Origin of the sequence: Streptomyces sp. NPDC048462 (assembly GCF_043200175.1) — a bacterium.
In the GTDB taxonomy this organism is placed as follows: domain Bacteria; phylum Actinomycetota; class Actinomycetes; order Streptomycetales; family Streptomycetaceae; genus Streptomyces.
This window is the reverse complement of record NZ_JBICXG010000055.1, coordinates 1-15,184: the sequence shown is the minus strand read 5'-3', so window position 1 is coordinate 15,184 and position 15,184 is coordinate 1. Positions and strand designations below refer to the sequence as shown.

At 72.1% G+C, this 15,184-nt stretch carries 18 protein-coding genes; 5 read left to right on the top strand and 13 right to left on the bottom strand.

The window, feature by feature from the left end:
- Positions 1–191: 191 nt before the first annotated feature.
- From ACGFU6_RS38925 to ACGFU6_RS38915, 3 genes are all read right to left on the bottom strand, one after another.
- Positions 192–959 (bottom strand): hypothetical protein, encoded by a 768-nt coding sequence (locus tag ACGFU6_RS38925; RefSeq protein ID WP_393617316.1) that lies wholly within the window; start codon positions 957–959, stop codon positions 192–194.
- Complete coding sequence (locus ACGFU6_RS38920; protein WP_393617315.1) at positions 956–1,444, bottom strand: SigE family RNA polymerase sigma factor; 489 nt, start codon at positions 1,442–1,444, stop codon at positions 956–958. Before ACGFU6_RS38920 ends, ACGFU6_RS38925 begins: the two co-directional genes overlap by 4 nt.
- 147 nt (positions 1,445–1,591) lie before the next feature.
- Complete coding sequence (locus ACGFU6_RS38915) at positions 1,592–2,353, bottom strand: class I SAM-dependent methyltransferase (RefSeq protein WP_393617313.1); 762 nt, start codon at positions 2,351–2,353, stop codon at positions 1,592–1,594.
- Positions 2,354–2,442: 89 nt separating this feature from the next.
- Here ACGFU6_RS38915 and ACGFU6_RS38910 point away from each other — a divergent pair, with 89 nt between their 5' ends.
- Positions 2,443–3,072 (top strand): CGNR zinc finger domain-containing protein, encoded by a 630-nt coding sequence (locus tag ACGFU6_RS38910; RefSeq protein ID WP_393617311.1) that lies wholly within the window; start codon positions 2,443–2,445, stop codon positions 3,070–3,072.
- Here ACGFU6_RS38910 and sodX read toward each other — a convergent pair.
- Positions 2,976–3,431: a nickel-type superoxide dismutase maturation protease gene (sodX, locus tag ACGFU6_RS38905; protein ID WP_393617310.1), complete on the bottom strand. Its 456-nt coding sequence runs from the start codon at positions 3,429–3,431 to the stop codon at positions 2,976–2,978. The two genes, ACGFU6_RS38910 and sodX, sit on opposite strands and share 97 nt — an antisense overlap.
- A 179-nt stretch (positions 3,432–3,610) precedes the next feature.
- On the opposite strand from sodX, the gene sodN reads away from it, so the two are divergent.
- The gene (gene sodN, locus ACGFU6_RS38900) at positions 3,611–4,006 is read left to right on the top strand and encodes a superoxide dismutase, Ni (RefSeq protein WP_327338977.1); all 396 of its coding nucleotides are present in this window, start codon (positions 3,611–3,613) and stop codon (positions 4,004–4,006) included.
- Between the two features lie 212 nt (positions 4,007–4,218).
- Here sodN and ACGFU6_RS38895 read toward each other — a convergent pair whose 3' ends face one another.
- Together ACGFU6_RS38895 and ACGFU6_RS38890 are read right to left on the bottom strand one after the other, a co-directional pair.
- A complete protein-coding gene (locus ACGFU6_RS38895) occupies positions 4,219–4,692 on the bottom strand; it encodes a hypothetical protein (protein WP_393617309.1) in 474 nt (157 codons plus the stop codon).
- Between the two features lie 126 nt (positions 4,693–4,818).
- On the bottom strand, positions 4,819–5,412 hold the full coding sequence (locus ACGFU6_RS38890; RefSeq protein WP_393617307.1) for a TetR/AcrR family transcriptional regulator: 594 nt from the start codon (positions 5,410–5,412) through the stop codon (positions 4,819–4,821).
- A 135-nt stretch (positions 5,413–5,547) separates the two neighbouring features.
- Here ACGFU6_RS38890 and ACGFU6_RS38885 point away from each other — a divergent pair, with 135 nt between their 5' ends.
- Positions 5,548–6,336, top strand: a complete 789-nt coding sequence (locus tag ACGFU6_RS38885) for an SDR family NAD(P)-dependent oxidoreductase (protein ID WP_393617305.1) — start codon at positions 5,548–5,550, stop codon at positions 6,334–6,336.
- Here the strand turns inward: ACGFU6_RS38885 and ACGFU6_RS38880 are convergent.
- Positions 6,323–7,837 (bottom strand): MFS transporter, encoded by a 1,515-nt coding sequence (locus ACGFU6_RS38880; protein WP_393617304.1) that lies wholly within the window; start codon positions 7,835–7,837, stop codon positions 6,323–6,325. The genes ACGFU6_RS38885 and ACGFU6_RS38880 overlap by 14 nt on opposite strands.
- Before the next feature lie 101 nt (positions 7,838–7,938).
- On the opposite strand from ACGFU6_RS38880, the gene ACGFU6_RS38875 reads away from it, so the two are divergent.
- The gene (locus ACGFU6_RS38875; protein WP_393617303.1) at positions 7,939–8,550 is read left to right on the top strand and encodes a TetR/AcrR family transcriptional regulator; all 612 of its coding nucleotides are present in this window, start codon (positions 7,939–7,941) and stop codon (positions 8,548–8,550) included.
- Positions 8,551–8,557: 7 nt separating this feature from the next.
- On the opposite strand, the gene ACGFU6_RS38870 is transcribed toward ACGFU6_RS38875, so the two are convergent.
- The 6 genes from ACGFU6_RS38870 to ACGFU6_RS38845 all read right to left on the bottom strand — a co-directional run bounded on the left by ACGFU6_RS38870 (position 8,558) and on the right by ACGFU6_RS38845 (position 14,103).
- Positions 8,558–9,172 carry a nucleotidyltransferase domain-containing protein gene (locus ACGFU6_RS38870; protein ID WP_393617302.1) on the bottom strand — a complete coding sequence of 205 codons (615 nt, stop codon included), beginning with the start codon at positions 9,170–9,172 and terminating at the stop codon, positions 8,558–8,560.
- A 7-nt stretch (positions 9,173–9,179) separates the two neighbouring features.
- Positions 9,180–10,130, bottom strand: a complete 951-nt coding sequence (locus ACGFU6_RS38865; RefSeq protein WP_393617301.1) for an SDR family oxidoreductase — start codon at positions 10,128–10,130, stop codon at positions 9,180–9,182.
- Positions 10,127–10,483: a DUF952 domain-containing protein gene (locus ACGFU6_RS38860; protein ID WP_393617299.1), complete on the bottom strand. Its 357-nt coding sequence runs from the start codon at positions 10,481–10,483 to the stop codon at positions 10,127–10,129. The genes ACGFU6_RS38865 and ACGFU6_RS38860 overlap by 4 nt, the downstream gene beginning before the upstream one ends.
- A gap of 65 nt (positions 10,484–10,548) precedes the next feature.
- Positions 10,549–11,889 (bottom strand): choice-of-anchor A family protein, encoded by a 1,341-nt coding sequence (locus ACGFU6_RS38855; RefSeq protein WP_393617298.1) that lies wholly within the window; start codon positions 11,887–11,889, stop codon positions 10,549–10,551.
- A gap of 146 nt (positions 11,890–12,035) precedes the next feature.
- Positions 12,036–13,037 (bottom strand): NAD-dependent epimerase/dehydratase family protein, encoded by a 1,002-nt coding sequence (locus tag ACGFU6_RS38850; RefSeq protein ID WP_393617318.1) that lies wholly within the window; start codon positions 13,035–13,037, stop codon positions 12,036–12,038.
- 112 nt (positions 13,038–13,149) lie between these two features.
- A complete protein-coding gene (locus ACGFU6_RS38845; RefSeq protein WP_393617297.1) occupies positions 13,150–14,103 on the bottom strand; it encodes a LysR family transcriptional regulator in 954 nt (317 codons plus the stop codon).
- Between the two features lie 279 nt (positions 14,104–14,382).
- Here ACGFU6_RS38845 and snpA point away from each other — a divergent pair, with 279 nt between their 5' ends.
- Positions 14,383–15,054, top strand: coding sequence for a snapalysin (gene snpA, locus ACGFU6_RS38840; RefSeq protein ID WP_393617296.1), 672 nt, complete (start codon positions 14,383–14,385; stop codon positions 15,052–15,054).
- Positions 15,055–15,184: the final 130 nt, after the last annotated feature.

Sequence of the window (15,184 nt, the reverse complement as noted above, 5' to 3'; positions counted from 1 at the left end):
TCGCCGAAGAGCTGAACAAGGCCCAGGCGGAGTGGAAGGAGATCGGCAACGGCTGATCCGGCCGCCCGCCGGGCCGGCACCCCGGCGACCGGGGGGGGGGGGGGGGGGGGGGGGCGGGCCCCCCCCCCCCCCCCCCCCCCCCCCCCCCTCCCCTCCCCTGTACGTCGGCGCGTCCCCTGTACGTCGGCGCGCTATTTCTTCGGCAGCAGCTCCGGGCTGAGCATCAGCGTCCGCAACTGCGCCCGCGTCAGCGGCGGGGCCTTGAGCAGCGGGCCCTGCGAGGTCGTGGCCTCGAAGCCGGTGCTGTCCCGGACGGCCAGCATCGCGCCGCCCTTGAGCGTGAGCCGGGCCACGAGCTCGGGGCCCCACTTGGGCGTGCCGCCGTAGTTCATGGCGTCGCTCCAGATGGTCAGCACCCGGCCGTCCGGCAGCTCCTCACGCACGCAGTCGGCGGGGCCGGGCTCCCCGGCCTTGTCCTTGCAGAGGTTCGTGTCCTGGGGAAAGCCGCCGAGTTTCTCGCCCATCATCTTCGCGGTCCTGACGTCGACGGTCAGATAGCCGACCCCGCCGTCCCTGCGCACGGAGTACTGGCCGTCCAGCGGCCCGACCGGATGCTCCTCGGCCTGTTCGGGCGTCGCGTGCTTGATGATGACGGCCATCGACACCTGCTCGACGGCACCGACCCCCTTCGGCAGCAGTGCCGTCAGCTCCTTGGCCCGTCCGCTGTTGCCGACCAGCTCGGTGGGGGCCGCCACCGAGGAGCCCTGCGGGGCCGGTCCCGAGGAGAGCCCCGGCACCACGAACGCCCCTGCGGCGACCGCGCAGACCGCCGCGGCCGACACCCCCGCCCGGCGGCGCCACCGCACCCGGGCCGCCCCGGCGTAGACCGCTTCCGTGCTGATGACCGGCTGCCCCGCGTCCTTTGCGGCCCGCCCCAGCAGCTCACGCACCTCGCTCATACCTTCTCCTCCGTCATCTCGGCGCGCAGCGCCGCCAACCCCCGAGCCGCGTGGCTCTTTACCGTGTTCTCCCGCATCCCGAGCAGTGCGGCCGTGGCCTGGACGCTCAGGTCCTCCCAGTAGCGCAGCACCAGTACGGCCCGCTGCCTGGCGGTGAGCCGGGCGAGTGCCGCCCGGACCGCGAGGCCGGTGTCCGTGTCGGGCGTGCGGTCCGCCCGGTCGGGCAGTTCGCCGTACGACTGCTCCCGGCGCCAGAACCGGCGGCGGGACGCGATGAAGGTGTTGACCAGGGTCTTGCGTGCGTACGCCTCGATGTTGTCGAGCCGCCCGTGCCGACGCCCGCCGAGCACCACCTTGACCAGGGCCGTCTGGACCAGGTCCTCGGCCTCGTGGCGGTCTCCGCAGAGCAGGTAGGCGCTGCGGTACAGCGCGGTGCGTCTGCTCTCGACGAAGGCGTGCAGCGCGGCATCGTCATCGATCCGCATCGTCACCGCCCCTCTCCGGGTCCGCCGGTGCGGACCGTCTCACCCTTCCAGTGCGGTGGGATGCCCGGCGGGTTGCGGCGCCGGGCACAAAACGCGGGAGGGGCGGCCCGGACCGTCGTCCGCGCCGCCCCTCCCGGGACACTGCCGCTACTTCACCGCGAGCACCAGGCTGTCCGAGGGCGAGGCCCAGACGGCCCGCGCCTCACCGAAGCCGGCCGCGCGCAGGGTGTCCGCGTGCCAGCGCACGGACGGCATGTCGCCGTCGGCGTGCTCGCCGTAGACAGCGAACCGTTCGGCGGTCGGCCCGGCGAGCACCGGATCCTGCGCGGCGAGCGCCCACCAGTCCGCCCAGTCCAGGGCGCCGGCGGCCTTGGCCCGGTCCATGCCGGCGTGCCGTCGGGCGCGCTCGGCGGCGTTGATCCGGGGGGTGTCCGTATCGATCATGTGGTCGGCGTTCATGAACACCCCGCCGGCCCGGACCAGGCCGCTGATCTGCCCATAGAGGGTGGTGAGCGGCTCGCTGTGCAGCCAGTGCAGGGCGGTGGCGGTGAGGACCGCGTCGTACGAGTCGTACGGCAGCGCGTCCGTCCACCGCGGGTCCTTGAGGTCCGCGGTGACGAAGGTGACGCGCTCGTCGCCGCCGAAGGAGCCACGGGCGATGGCGAGCAGTGCGGGATCGAGGTCGACCCCGGTGCTGGTGGCCTTCGGGAACCGCCGGAGCAGCCGGTCCGTAATACTTCCCGTACCGCACGCGAGGTCCAGCACCCGCGGTTCGGGGCCCACCAGGGCCTCGGTCATGTCGAGCATCACGCGGAAGCGTTCCTCGCGGTCGGGCATGTACCACTCCTGCTGCCGGTCCCAGCTCTCCTGCCAGGACTGCCAGTCGGTACCCCGCACTGTCTCCGTCACCCGAAACCCTCCTTTGTAATACCCTGGACCCAGAGAAGACCATTACATATCGTCGCACCGACCCTAGACCGACGCCGTAAGGACTACAAGTGGAACTGGCCTATTACTCGGACTACGCCGTGCGCCTGGTCAACACCGAGGAGCCGGCCCGCAACAAGGACACCCTCACCTCGGTCGACGCGGTGCGCGAGCTCTTCGGCGTCAACGGGCAGGCCGCCCGCCGGGCGACCGACGCGGACGTGACCCGCTTCCGGTCCGTCCGGGCCCGGCTCCGCTCGGTCTTCGAGGCGGCCGACGGCGGCGACGAGACGCTGGCCGTGGACCTGCTCAACTCGCTGCTGCTGGAGTTCCCGGTCAGCCCGCAGATCTCCGGCCACGACATCCGGGACGCGGACGGCAAGCCGGACTGGCACATGCACCTGGCCGACCACCCGTCCAACGCCACGGCGGGCTACGCGGCGACCGCGGCGATGGGCCTCGCCTTCCACCTCACCTCGTACGGCGTGGACCGGCTCGGCCTGTGCGAGGCGGCGCCGTGCCGCAACGCCTACCTCGACACCTCGACCAACCGCTCCCGCCGCTACTGCTCGGACCGCTGCGCGACCCGCGCCAACGTCGCCGCCTACCGGGCCCGCAAGCGCCTGGAGGCCGAGCGCGCCGCCGAGACCGGGCGCAGCGCGGAGACCGCCCAGCCCGCCACCCCGCGCAACGAACGCTGATCCTTCGTCAGCGGCCGGTAGCGCGCCCGCACCCTGGCCAGTACGAGCTCCTCGGGCACGATCCCGTAGTCCGTGCTGTCGCCGCCCGCGAACCTGTTGTCACCGAGCACCCACCAGCCCCCGGTCCGCCGCTCCACGGCACGCTTGACCACCAGCAGGTCCTGCTGGAACGGATGCCTCAGGATCACCACGTCACCGGGGCGCACCGGCGCCCCGTACTGCACGAGCAGCCAGTCCCCGTGGTGGAGCGTGGGCACCATCGAGGGCCCGGTCACCTCCACCACCTGGAACGGCACCCGCGCCAGCCCGTGTCCGGGCTGTTCATCGGTCAGCTCCGGCAACTCCGGCACCTCCCGCATCTCTCCGGCACCTCCCCGTCCGTCCAGTACACCGTCCACACCAGCGTTCCGTACATTCGGCCACTGGTCCCATCCTCACCCTGGACTTTTGGCCTAAGCCCATGGGGGCACCCACTATTTCGCGGCTCTCACGGAGTAATGTCCCACCTGAGAAGACGATCACGAGGAAGGACAGCCCCATGCTTTCCCGCCTGTTTGCCCCCAAGGTGAAGGTCAGCGCCCACTGCGACCTCCCCTGCGGCGTGTACGACCCGGCCCAGGCCCGCATCGAGGCGGAGTCGGTCAAGGCCGTCCAGGAGAAGTACCAGGCCAACGAGGACGCGGACTTCCGCACGCGCTCGATCCTGATCAAGGAGCAGCGTGCCGAGCTCGCGAAGCACCACGTCTCGGTGCTCTGGAGCGACTACTTCAAGCCGCCGCACTTCGAGAAGTACCCGGAGCTGCACCAGCTGGTCAACGACACCCTGAAGGCGCTCTCCGCGGCCAAGGGCTCGAACGACCCGGCGACCGGCCAGAAGGCTCTGGACCTGATCGCCCAGATCGACACGATCTTCTGGGAGACCAAGAAGGCCTGACCCCAGGCCGGGCAGCCTGACCCGCGGATTTCGCCGGTCACGCCACCCACCCGACCACACCCGGTCCGCCGGTCGCCCGCAACGGCGTCCGTGTCGGGCCGGGTGCGGTCTTGTCGGCGGACGCGGGTCTCTCGTCCGGACCCCGCGAAACCGGCATGATCCGGACGAAAGGCCTTGGCCCACCGAGGGCTTGAGCACACGTCACCTGATCGCTAATCGGTGACGAAGGGGGCGTATCCGACCGGGACCTCAGTGACCTGGAGGTCGGAGAAGACCAAGGTCAGGTTGTGCGCGTTCGTCTCGATGCGCACCCCGTGGAAGTCGATCCCGACAGCGTTCGACCAGCGGCGCGTCGCCTCCGACTCGGGCAGAAGCCCGGCTCCCGGATACAGACCGTGCCACTTCACCCCCCAGACGTATCCATCAGGATCGGCACCGGTCTCATCGTCGATGAGCCGGTCGTCCAGAGAGACCCGCCACGTCGCCGCCGGCACCGACGTCTCGCACCGAGCCTCGACGCAGTAGCGAAAGAGATACCGGAGACGGGCCGGCATGATGCCTGTTCGGGGATCGGCCGTCGCGTGGACGATGACCTCGTAGTCACGCATGTAGTTGGTGTATCCGTGGTGCACGACCGCGTGATCGAAGGTCTCGTCCAGCATCTGTTCGAGTGCGGCAGTATCCATCCTGACCTTCTACCTCACTCGACGAGACCTGCTGTACCGAGATTCAAGGGGCCTCACCCGGCCGCAGGGGCTGACGCGCCAGAACGTGCGGTCCGAAGAAGGCCTGCGCCAACCGGCTCGGGCCCCTCAGGGATTGAGCAGCCCGCTCTGCCCCACGCCGCGCAGCAGGGTGTCGACCACGAGCGCGGCCAGTTCGTCCTCGCTCCTCGCTTCGGTGGCGCGGGTCTGGGCGGCCTCGTGGATCAGGGCGTAGTAGACGCGGCGGGCCCAGGCCAGGTCCGTGCCGGGGCGCAGGACGCCGGCTTCCAGGGCTCGGCGGAACAGCCGGTCGCACTGGTCGAGCACTTCGGCGTGCACGCGTGCCACCTCGGGGTCCTCCGGCGTGGTGGCGCTCATCGCGAAGCCCCAACCGGTCTTGACCCGAAGGACGTTGGCGGTCACCTGGTAGAGGGCGACCAGGGGCGGGGCGCTGTCGGCGCGGGCGCTCGTCACGGCTTCGTGGAACTGCCGGGCGGCCCACTCCCGCAGCGCGGCCACCAGTGCCTCGCGGCTGCTGAACCGGCGGTGGACCGTGGTGCGCGCGACGCCCGCCGCCTCCGCGATCTGCTCCATCGTGGCGGCCGGGTTGGCACCGAGGACCCGCTCGGCGGCTTCCAGGATCGCCCTGACCGTCCGCTCCGTATCGGCGCGCAGCGGTCGCTGCTGACTCTTCCGGTCCACGAGGCCCCTCACATCCCATCTTCTGTTCGAACAGGCTACGGGACAGTCGCCGCTCATCCACGACTTGCAACATCTATGTTGCAGCTTCTAGGGTTGTTGCATCACTAGCGACCCATCTAGGTGAAGGGGTGCCTCATGGACCTGCAACTGACCGACAAGACCGCCGTCGTGACCGGCGCGAGCCGCGGAATCGGCCTGGCCACCGTGTCCGCGCTGATGGGAGAGGGGATGCGAGTGGTCGGCGCGGCGCGGACCGTCACGCCGGAGCTCAAGGAGACCGGGGCGATCTGCGTCGCCATGGACCTCGCCGCGTCCGACGCCCCGGACCAGCTGGTCGCCCTGGCGGCGGCCGAGCTCGGCGGGCTCGACCTCCTGGTGAACAACGTCGGCGGGGGCGACTCGGGCGCGGACCCGACGGGCGGGTTCCTCGGCTTCACGGACCAGCAGTGGCACGACACGTTCAACCTGAACTTCATGACCGCCGTACGCACCACGCGGGCCGCCCTGCCCCACCTCACGGAGAGCCGGGGCTCCATCGTCAACATCTCCTCCAACGGGGCCAGGACCCCGCACGCGGGCCCCGTCCCGTACACCACCGCGAAGGCGGCGCTGACGGCGTTCGGCAAGGCGCTGGCCGAGGAGTTCGGCCCCCTGGGCGTGCGCGTCAACACCGTCTCGCCCGGCCCCGTCCGCACCGCCATGTGGGAGAGCCCGGACGGGTACGGGGCCGAGCTGTCCAGGTCCATGGGCGTGGAGCACGAACAGCTCCTGGCCGGTCTCCCGGCCGCCGTGGGCATGGTCACCGGCAGGCTCGTGGACCCGCAGGAGGTCGCCGCGCTCGTCTCCTGGCTCGCCTCCGCCCGCGCCGGCAGCATCACCGGCGCGGACCACATCATCGACGGAGGCTCGATCAAGACGGTGTGACCATGCCCCGCTCCGCTCGCCGGCCGCCGAGGAACGCCCCGGAGAGCAGAGCCCCCGCCAGGACCAGTGCGGAGTTGACGAGGATCGCGACCGCGACCCCGGAGAGGACGCCCTGCGGGCCGGTGTCCCCCGAGCCTGCCATCCGGGCGGTCGCGATGGCGCTCATGACCGGGATGCCCAGGGTGATGCCGACCTGCTGGGTCATCGTGGCGAGGCCGGTGGCCAGGCCCTGTTCCTCGTCCGGGAGACCGGAGGTGGCGGTGACCATGAAGCCGACGATCATCAGCATGTTGCCGATGCCCCCGACGAACGTGGCCGCCAGGAGCAGCCAGATCCATGTCCCCGAGGTGCCGAGCGCGACCAGGGAGAGGGTGGCCGCCGCCTGGACGATGCCGCCGGTGACGATGGTGGTGCGGTTGCCGAAGCGGCCGACGGCCCGGCCGCCCAGGGTGCCGCCGATGACCGTGCCGATGCCGAGGACACCGAAGGCGAGCCCCGTCGCGAGGGGCGAGTAGCCGAGGACCTCCTGGAGGTAGAGCGTCAGCAGGAAGACCAGCGAGGTCTCGGTGACGAAGGCGATCAGACCGGTGGCGTTGCCCCAGATGACGCTGCGTCGCTTGAGGATGTGTACGGGGACGAGCGGTGCGGCGGCCCTCTTCTCGACGAACCAGAAGCCGATGAGCAGCGCGATGCCCGCGAGGAGTGCGGCCAGGGTGGTGGGCGTGGTCCAGCCGGTCGCGCCCGCCTGGGTCAGCCCGTAGACCAGGAGCAGCAGGCCGCCGGTGACGGTCGCGGCTCCGGGGACGTCCAGGCGGGGGCGCCGGGCCGGGCGCGAGTCGGTGATGACGGACGGGGCCAGGGCGACGACGAGTGCGGCGACGGGCACGTTGACGAAGAAGGCCCAGCGCCAGGAGAGCAGGTCGGTGAGCAGCCCGCCGAGGATCGCGCCCGCCGTGAACCCTGCGGACATCAGCGCCCCGTTGAGGCCCAGGGCGCGTTCGCGCAGCGGCCCCTCCTTGAATGCCGTGGTCAGCAGGGCGAGTCCGGCCGGGGTGACGGCCGCGGTGGCGAGACCCTGGAGGACCCGGGCGGTGAGCAGCACCTCCGGGGAGGTCGCGAGCCCGCCCAGCGCCGAGGAGAGGCCCAGGGCGACCATGCCGCCGATGAACAGGCGCTTGCGGCCGACGAGGTCGGCGACGCGGCCGAACAGGAGCGTGAACCCGGCGGCCGCCAGGGCGAACGCGGTGGCGATCCACTGGAGGTCCGGGAGGGCGAAGCCGAGTCCCTCACCGACGACGGGCAGGGCGACGTTCAGGATCGAGAAGTCCACCGCGATCATGAACTGGGCACCGAGAAGGAGGGCGAGTACCAGCTTCTGCCGACCGGTCATCCGGGACGGGGCAGGCGCAGCGGCGTCACCGAGGGAGTCGAGGGGCGAGCCGATGGGGGCGCGGGACGGGGTCTGACCGGGTGCGGACGGGGTCTGGCTGGGTGCGGACATGGTCGGCCTTCCTCGGACGGAGGTTTTAACGGATCTGGAGTTCCGTTAAGATGGGGTGACCGTAACAGAGGAAGGTGCAGTAATGGAACTGGAGACCCGTTATGACATCTGAGGGTGTGGAACCCGGTACGGTCCGGCCCGGCGGTCGCACCGCCCGGGTCCGGGAGGCCGTCCTGCGTGCGGCGGGTGACGCGCTGGCCGAACACGGCTTCGACCGCCTTGATCTGGCCGAGGTCGCGCGCCGCGCGGAGGTCGGCAAGACGACCGTCTACCGCCGCTGGTCCAGCCCCACCGGGCTGATCGCGGATCTGCTCGACGACATGGCCGAGCAGTCCTCCCCCCGCACGGCGACCGGCTCGATCGCCGGGGACCTCAGGGCCAACGCCCGGCTCGTGCTCGACACCCTGACCGACCCCCGCCAGGGCGCTCTGTTCCGCTCGGTGATCGCGGCGGCGGCCTGCGACGAGCGCACGGGCCGGGCTCTGCACCGCTTCTACGCGATCCGGATCAAGGAGTGGTCCGGCTGTGTCACCGAGGCCGTCGAGCGCGGGGAGCTCCCCGCCGGCACCGATCCGGACGAGGTGATCCGTGCCGTGTCGGCGCCGCTCTACTACCGCCTGCTGGTCAGCGGCGACCCGCTCGACGCGGCGGCCGCCGACCGCGCGGCCGACGCCGCCGTCGCGGCCGCGAGGGCGGGTGCGTACGTGAGCTGAGCCCGGCTCAGCCCGCCCGCAGCCGGGCCGCCCAGGGGTGGTCCGCGCCCTCGGCCAGGGTGATCGTCTCGGTCAGCCAGGCGCGCTGGTCCTCGCCGAGGACCGGCAGCGCGGCCTCGAAGTCCCGCTCGTCCTTGGGGCGCCGGGACCGGGACTTGTACAACAGCTGCACCTGCGGCACGACATGGGGGACGCCGTCACCGGACACCGCCCCCAGCCGGTCCAGCGGGAGCCTGATCCTGGGGTCGCGCCGGAACACCCAGTCCTCGCCCACCACGTCGTCCAGCATGAACTGGACGCGCCACGGCTCGTCCGGGCCCGGCCGGCACCAGATGTCGTGCACCTCCTCCGGCAGGACCTCGCCGGAGCGCCAGGGCCGCAGCGTGCCGGGCGGATCGGCGGCCCACCACTCCCAGTGGGGCAGCGCCCGCTGGACGGCGAGCTGGTCCCGGCGCAGCAGGAGCACGTCGATGTCGGCGTGCTCACGGTAGGCGCGGCCGACGGCCAGCTCGACCGCGTACCCGCCCGCGATCCACCACGGGCCACTCAGCGGGGCGAGCAGGGCCACGGTCTCGGGGAGGGACAGCGGGTCCCAGGTCCCCCAGGGGGTCTCCGTACGCACGGCGGCCTCAGCCCGGCAGGAGCAGGTGCCGGTAGCTGTCCGGATGCTCCCTGAGATAGGTGGCCAGGTCCTTGGCGGGCCGGCCGGTGAGCCGCCGCACGGCGTCCGAGACCGTGGCCATCTCGCCGGCCGCGATGGCCTCGTACGACGTCACCCAGCCCGCCACCTCCCAGTCCGGCGCGCCGTATCCCGAGCGTGAGGCGTAGGCCTCCTCCCGCGTCTCAGGCACGTAGGTGACGGTCCGTCCGGTGACCCGGCCCAGCTCCTCGGCCGCCTCGGCGAGGGTGAACGCCTCCGGTCCGGTCAGGTCGTACGTCACCCCGTCGTGCGCGGCGTCCCCCGCCAGGTCGCCGCCGGGCAGCAGTACCGCGGTCGCCGCGTCGGCGATGTCCTCGTGGGCCACCGCGGCCACCCGGCCGTCCCCGGCCGGGCCGCGCAGCACGCCGTCGGTGCCGGTCATCGCCGGCAGGCCCGCGAGGTACCAGCTGTCGCGGAGGAAGGTGTGGCGGACACCGGAGACCCGGATGTGCGCCTCGGTCTCCCAGTGGTCGCGGGCGAAGGTGAACGTCGCGTCCGGCGCCGCGCCGAGGAACGAGACGTACACGATCCGCTCCACGCCCGCCGCCGTCGCCGCGTCCACGGCGCTGATGTGTTCACGCACCCGGTCCGGGCTCTCGTGCGCCGATACGAGGAACAGGGTGTGCGCCCCGGCCAGCGCACGGCGCATCGCGTCCCCGTCGCCGTAGGGCGCGGCCGGCGCGATGTCGGCGCCGGGCAGTTCCGGCAGCCGGGACGGGTCGCGGCCCAGGAGGCGGACGGGAACGCCCGCCCGGACCAGCCGCCTCGCCACACGGCCGCCGAGCGCACCGCTCGCGCCGGTGACCGCGGTGAGGGGGCCACTCGTGAGGTCTTCGGGCCCGTGCCTGTCGTCCGGCGGGGTGTCGTCCGATGGGGTCATGCCGGATCGCCTTCCTTTCGCTGCCAGGGGCGCACCTCCACGACCGCGTCGACCGGAACCGGTCCGTAGATGTGCGGGAACTCCTCGCCGCCGGGGGTGACCGACTCGTACCGCACGGGCGCGGGGAGCCGCTCGGTGTCGATGACGAGGACCACCAGGTCCAGGTCAGCGGCTCCGGCCCGGCTCCCGGCGCCGTACAGCATCTCGGCCACACCGGGGAGCTGGTGCGGCAGCGAGCAGTGGATGAAGCCCTCTTCGTGCAGGGTGCGGCCGCGGGTGGACATCTCGTACGTCCCGATCCCGCGGGCCGCCTCCCACAGCGGGCCTTCGGTGAGGTGCAGCAGTTCGGCCATGGGCCGAGGCTAGCGCCGCTGCCGGTGGTCCCCGCCCGCCGGGGCGAAGACCACCGGGTGGGTCGCTAACCGCGCCTGCGCGTCCTGCGGGCCATCACGGTGGCCGCCGATCCCGCGACCAGCAGAGCCGCCGCGATCCCGCCGATCACCCATTCACCGCCGCGCGAACCCGTGTTCGGGAGTTCTCCGCCCGGGTGCGGACGGTGCGGCCAGGAGTGCGTCGGGGTGGGCCTGGGGCCGGGGGTCGTCTCGGACGGCGACGGTCCCGGTGAGTCCGTCGGAGTGGGGCTCGGCGTGTCCGTCGGGGTGGGGGTGGGTGAGTCCGTGGGCGTCGGGGTGGGTGAGTCCGTCGGGGTCGGCGAGGGCGACGGTTCCGCGTCGCAGTCCGGCAGGTCGCCGTTGAACGGGTAGGCGTGCAGCTCCTGGCCGCCCGACTCGCCCGCCGAGGTGTGGGTCAGTGAACCGGCGCTGTAGAAACGGCCGTTGGTGCCGCTGACGTCCATCAGGGTCTGACTCGACTCCTGGCCGATCAGCACGCTGCCCTGGAACTGGCCGGTGCCGCGGAGGCCGATGTCCGTGGCGTCCGGGAAGTTCCACAGCAGGTTCTCGCGGAGGCCGGACTGGGGCAGGGACCCCATGTACGTGCGGATGCTGCGGGTCGTCCCGTACACGTTGACCAGTACGGTGGCGCCGTCCGGGACACCGTTGAAGACGATGCCCTCGTCCCCGCCCGCGCCGGACGCGATGTCGGCGTCCAGCGCGAAGACCTGGAGCGGCGAGGTGCCGTCGCCCGTGAACACGGTCTCGGAGCCGTTGTTCACGGTGGTTCCGGTCGCCGGACGGCGATGGTCGGCGTTGTCGTCGTAGGCGTAGCAGTGGCTGGCCGCCGTGAGCTGACCGCGCAGGTCGGCGTAGGGGGCGATGGCGTCCGGGTCGCTGATCGGCGCGGTGGCCGGTTCGACGGTGCCGCTCAGCGTCTGGGCGTACCGGACCCGCCCGGTGTTCTCCATCTCCTCCGCGAGGAGCCGCTGGCCGCTCGCGATCGTCAGGTTCCCGCCCACTGTCAGGTAGTCGCTGCCGTTGGGCGGCGGCACGCGTGAACCACCGCCCGCGACGCCCACGTTGTAGATCGCCGAGACGCCGGCCCGCTTGTTCATGTCGAACATGCCGAGCGTGACGATCTTCCCCTCGGCCTCGGCCGCCGCCTCGCGGACCAGGTAGTCGCCACCGACGTAGATGTTGATGTTGCTGTCGTGGTTGACCACGGGATCGCTGTTCGGGTCCTTCCAGGTGTCCGGGCAGTCGTCCCCCAGACACGGCCCGAGTCCGCCGGGCAGCGGGTCGGCGGCCGCGGTGGGGGCGATGGCCCCCACCATGGCCGCCGCTGCCGCCACCGTCACCGCCACGCGGTGGGTTTTACCGCTTCTGCGCGCTTTTGTTCCCATACAGCGCAATATGCAGGTTTACTGAGTACTCATCAGCTGTGCCGCGCCGGTCGGGCGTGCCGCTTCCGCCGACCGGTCGGCCGGGCCGCCCCGGACGGCGGTGCCCGTCAGCCGGCCAGCAGCTTCGCCTCGGTCTCCGGATCGAGGCCGACGGCGGGCCGGTCGGGCCGCCGGGGCGCGCCGCCGCCCAGTTCGCTCAGCCACTTCCAGGTGTCCTCGACCGTCTCCCCGACCGGCCGGCAGCGCAGCCCGGTGGCGTACGCCCGGCTGACATCCCCCTGGTGCAGGCTGTCGTACAGCTCGCCCGGCGGCAGCCAGACCGGCAGGTCGGACCAGGGCTCGACGCCCGCCGCGAGGATCGCCCCGGTGTCGGTCCAGCGCAGCTCGGCATCGGAGCCGGTGACCCGCACACAGGCGTCGAGCAGCTCCCCCATCGTGGTGTGCCCCGGGCGGCTGACCAGGTTGTACGGTCCGTGCAGCCCCTTCCCGGCGGCGTCCAGCAGCCATCCGGCGAGATCGCGTGCGTCGATGTACTGAAGGGGCAGATCAGGTGTCCCGGGGGCCAGTACGGGTCCGCCGCGGGCGATCCGGGTCAGCCACCAGGGCAGCCGGCCGATGTTCTCCCAGGGGCCGATGATCAGTCCGGCGCGGACGAGCAGTGCCCGGTCCCCGAAGGCGTCCAGCGCGGCCAGTTCGCCGCCGCGTTTGGCCAGGGCGTACGAGACGTCACCACCGTCGTCCGGCGATGCGCCGTCCACCACCGGACCGTCCTCGGGCAGCCCCGCCGGAGTCGGGTACGCGTAGACGGAGCGGCTGGAGACGTACGCGTAGCGCCGGGCCCGTCCCGCGAGCAGCCGGGCCGCGTCCCGTACGGCCGAGGGGGCACCGCTCCAGGTGTCGACGACCAGGTCCCAGGTGTACGTGCCGTCCCCCGGTCCGCCGGCGGCCTCCAGCGCGGCCAGGCCGCCCTCGACGGTGCGGTCACCGAGCAGTTCGGCCGTGCCGGGCGGCGGCGCGTGGTGGCCCCGGTGGAACACGGTGACCTCCCAGCCGCGCGCGAGGGCGTCCTCGGTGACGGCCCGGCCGACGAACTCAGTACCACCCAGCATCAGAAGCCTCATGACACCGACTCTGCCCCGCCGGACCCCGAACCGGAACCGGCCTCGCTGAGGGCTGAATCGGGCCCGGTCCGAACCACGTTCGGTCCCGTCCTGGCCGGGCTCAGGAGGAGTGGGCGAGCGGGCTCCGGTTGCGCAGCAGCCACTGGTGGTAGCCCTCTGCCTGCCGGGCCGCCTCCCGGTACGCGGCCTCCAGCTCCCCGTACACCGTCGCCGTGTCGGCGCCCGGCCGCGAGACCAGCAGCAGCCGCACCGCGAGCGGGTCGTCGCGCAACGGGCGGATCGCCATGTCGTCGCGCGGGCCCGAGGTCGGCTGGCAGGGGGCGACGGCCTCGCCGAGGACGACGAGGGAGGCGGCGGTGAGGTAGTCGCCGTGCAGCACGGTCGGCGCGACCCCGGCCGCGCCGAACACCCGGCGCAGGCCGTCCCATTCGCCGTCCACCGTGGGGTCGACCATCCACCGGTCGGCCGCCAGGTCGGTGAGGTCGACGACGGGCAGGGCGGCGGCCGGGTGGTCGCGGGCCATCGAGATGAACTGCGGCTCGCGGTCCAGGAGCACCCGCTGCACCAGGCCGTCCGGCACGTACAGCGGGCAGCCCTCCACCTCGTGCACGAACGCGACGTCGAGCCGGCCCGCCTCGACCGCGCGCAGCAGCGCGTGGGCGGACACGTCGACCCGCAGCGAGATGTCCGTGCCGGGCAGCCGGACGCGCAGCCTGCGCAGCCAGCCGCCGATGACCCGGCTGGCGGTGCAGCCGATCCGCAGCCGGGGACCGCCGGACCGGGCGGCGTCCGCCTCCGCCTTGGCGTCGGTGACCAGCGCCCGCATGCCGTCCACGAGCGGGCGGGCCCGGCTCAGCACGGCGTGGCCGAGCAGGGTGGGGCGGCAGCCGGTGCGCTCGCGGCTGAACAGTTCGGCGCCCAGCGAGTTCTCGATCCGGCGCAGCTGAGTGGTGAGCGAGGGCTGACTCACGCCCAGCCTGCGGGCCGCCCGGTGCAGGCTGCCGGTGTCGGCGATGGCGCACAGCGCCCTGAGGTGCCTCACCTCAAGCTCCATACCGCCGAGAGTAGGGCGGCGGGACCGTGCCGCACCAGACGCCCCAACCCCATCAAACTCCTTTAATTCAGGGGTAGGTGGAATGACGGACACCGTTTGTGCCCGCCCGCGTCATCGCGTGCTCACCCCGGAGCGGTGGTGGGGTGATAGGGCCGCGCTATCGCCGGTTGGCATCATCCGCCGGGTGCCCGACGTCACCGACACTCTCTCCGTACCGCACCCGTCCGAGTCCGATCATCGGACGGGTTCCTCGGACAGGTAACTGGTAGGAGACCCCCCATGAGACACCCCAGGACCGTCATGTCGGCCGTGGTCGGCCTCGGCTTCGGCCTCGCCGCCGCGCTGGGAACCGCACCCGCGCTCGCCTCTGCCACCCCCGCACCTGCCTCTTCCGCGCCGGCCCCCCACGTCGCGTACACCTCGCACTCCGGATCCCACGAGAGCGCCGCAGCCAACAAGGCGTTCTTCGAGGCGGTCGCGAAGTCGGTTGCCGAGAAGCGGGCCGCCCACCCGGGCGTCCAGTCGGTCACCATCGTCTACAGCACCGCCAACGCCCCCAGCTTCCGCACCCAGATAGCCAACAGCGCGCAGATCTGGAACAGCTCGGTCTCCAACGTCCGGCTGCAGGAGGGGTCCAACGCGGACTTCACCTACTACGAGGGCAACGACCCGAGCGGCTCGTACGCCAGCACCGACGGACACGGCAACGGCTACATCTTCCTCGACTACGCGCAGAACCAGCAGTACGACTCGACCCGGGTCACGACCCACGAGACCGGGCACGTGCTCGGCCTGCCGGACGACTACTCGGGCCCGTGCAGCGAGCTGATGTCGGGCGGCGGCCCCGGCCCGTCCTGCACCAACCCGTATCCGGACGCCAATGAGCGCAACCAGGTCAACTACCTCTGGCAGAACGGCTTCGCGGCGGCGCTCGCCCGCAGCGGTTCCTGACCGAGGCATGCGGACAGGGGCCACCCCGCAGGACGGGATGCTGTTGGCGAATGCCCCTTCGTTCCGCCCCATCGGATTTATCCGGTGGGGCGGAGTGCTGCGAAGTGTGAGGTGCGTGTTGGGGCGAGTG

Bases quoted from the DNA above. Each gene is read 5' to 3' on its own strand.
- ACGFU6_RS38845 (WP_393617297.1), bottom strand. From the start codon at position 14,103: ATGGAGCTTGAGGTGAGGCACCTCAGGGCGCTGTGCGCCATCGCCGAC.
- ACGFU6_RS38865 (WP_393617301.1), bottom strand. From the start codon at position 10,130: ATGACCCCATCGGACGACACCCCGCCGGACGACAGGCACGGGCCCGAA.
- ACGFU6_RS38925 (WP_393617316.1), bottom strand. From the start codon at position 959: ATGAGCGAGGTGCGTGAGCTGCTGGGGCGGGCCGCAAAGGACGCGGGG.
- ACGFU6_RS38850 (WP_393617318.1), bottom strand. From the start codon at position 13,037: ATGCTGGGTGGTACTGAGTTCGTCGGCCGGGCCGTCACCGAGGACGCC.
- ACGFU6_RS38885 (WP_393617305.1), top strand. From the start codon at position 5,548: ATGGACCTGCAACTGACCGACAAGACCGCCGTCGTGACCGGCGCGAGC.
- ACGFU6_RS38920 (WP_393617315.1), bottom strand. From the start codon at position 1,444: ATGCGGATCGATGACGATGCCGCGCTGCACGCCTTCGTCGAGAGCAGA.
- sodN (WP_327338977.1), top strand. From the start codon at position 3,611: ATGCTTTCCCGCCTGTTTGCCCCCAAGGTGAAGGTCAGCGCCCACTGC.
- snpA (WP_393617296.1), top strand. From the start codon at position 14,383: ATGAGACACCCCAGGACCGTCATGTCGGCCGTGGTCGGCCTCGGCTTC.
- ACGFU6_RS38895 (WP_393617309.1), bottom strand. From the start codon at position 4,692: ATGGATACTGCCGCACTCGAACAGATGCTGGACGAGACCTTCGATCAC.
- ACGFU6_RS38880 (WP_393617304.1), bottom strand. From the start codon at position 7,837: ATGTCCGCACCCAGCCAGACCCCGTCCGCACCCGGTCAGACCCCGTCC.
- ACGFU6_RS38875 (WP_393617303.1), top strand. From the start codon at position 7,939: ATGACATCTGAGGGTGTGGAACCCGGTACGGTCCGGCCCGGCGGTCGC.
- sodX (WP_393617310.1), bottom strand. From the start codon at position 3,431: ATGCGGGAGGTGCCGGAGTTGCCGGAGCTGACCGATGAACAGCCCGGA.
- ACGFU6_RS38860 (WP_393617299.1), bottom strand. From the start codon at position 10,483: ATGGCCGAACTGCTGCACCTCACCGAAGGCCCGCTGTGGGAGGCGGCC.